This is a genomic window from Vibrio sp. 1978, assembly GCF_033344345.1.
Genome location: NZ_JAWPOP010000103.1, coordinates 1 through 1,279 on the forward strand (window position 1 = coordinate 1; position 1,279 = coordinate 1,279).

Here is a 1,279-nt window from a genome sequence, read left to right on the forward strand (position 1 = left end):
CAAACCACACAGCGGTTATCGACGATAGGTTTTACCTCGCGTTGGAAGAAATCTGCCTGCGGCGTTTCAACGCTGGCAGTACGCTCACGAACCAACTGAGGGCCGAACAATTGGTCAAAGTTCAGGCCAGCATAAGTAGCACAACCAGCAAACAGACTGGCAATGCAGAGTATAAAAATTAGACGCAAATTCATTGAGTTATTTTGAGTAAATTGAATTTGCATTAATTAAAGCAAAATAAGTGACGAAATACCAAAAATCGAGACAAATAGCCGCGCTTTCTTTACCTATTTATGGATTTAAATAGATAACCCTTACGGTGAATTGTCTGAATTTGATCTGGTGGCATGCCTACGGCAATCAAGCGTTTTCGCATTCGACTGATGTGCATATCCAGCGCTCGGTCATGCTCAGTGAACGGACGTTGCAAAACGGTTTGATAGAGGAAAGGTTTGGTCAGTACTTTATCTTGATGCTGAATGAGCGTGCGCAGCAGTTCAAACTGAATGGGCGTGAGTTGGATATCCGTCTTCTTTGGTTGGCTTTGAATCGTAACAGACTGTGTGTACTTATCGAGCGTAAGTGCATGATTTTCTGAAGAAGAGTGACCACAATCTTGGCTATCAGACGTTAAGGTTGGCAAAACTGACAAGGTTGCTTGATCGCTCACGTTGATACCTAGATTAATAATGAAATTGCGAACCATTATCATTAATGAGCAATCAAAAATCAATGCAATATATAAAGAAGATATTCAAATCGATGATGACAAGTGGTTGGTAAATGTGCTCATTGTCCGGCCTGTTATTGCAATGCTATGCCAGTTGAGATGAGATTTGGTTATATCTTGTATAACTTCAATCGTTTTTTCAGCAGGCATACCATAAAGAAAGTTTTTAACGTGAAGGAATAAAAAACGTGAACTTTCGCAAAAATACTCTAGTACTCACGATGCTTGCAACGGCAGCTCCGATTGCCGCACAAGCAGCTTCTAAACCCAACATGCTGGTTATCATGGGTGATGACATCGGCTACGGTAACATCTCTGCTTACAACCAAGGCATGCTTGGTTACAACACACCAAACATCGACAGAATTGCGCAAGAAGGTGCGCTTTTCACTGCGTACTACGCGCAGCAATCTTGTACTGCGGGTCGTAGTACTTTCAGTACCGGTCAAACGCCAATCCGTACCGGTTTGACGAAAGTAGGCCTACCGGGTGCAGAACAAGGTCTTCTACCGCAAGACATTACAATGGCGACGGCACTTAAAGATATGG

General features: G+C 42.9%; 3 protein-coding genes. 1 reads left to right on the plus strand and 2 read right to left on the minus strand.

Translation table 11 applies throughout. The annotated features are described in order from the left end of the window. Positions 1–194 (minus strand): hypothetical protein (locus tag R8N49_RS24760; RefSeq protein ID WP_318190171.1); only part of this gene is annotated, 194 nt, incomplete at its 3' end. Between the two features lie 89 nt (positions 195–283). Then, positions 284–670, minus strand: a complete 387-nt coding sequence (locus R8N49_RS24765; protein WP_318190172.1) for a winged helix-turn-helix domain-containing protein — start codon at positions 668–670, stop codon at positions 284–286. 281 nt (positions 671–951) lie between these two features. Between R8N49_RS24765 and R8N49_RS24770 the strand changes: the two genes are divergently transcribed. After that, a partial coding sequence (locus R8N49_RS24770; RefSeq protein ID WP_318190173.1) for a sulfatase-like hydrolase/transferase occupies positions 952–1,279 on the plus strand: 328 nt, incomplete at its 3' end.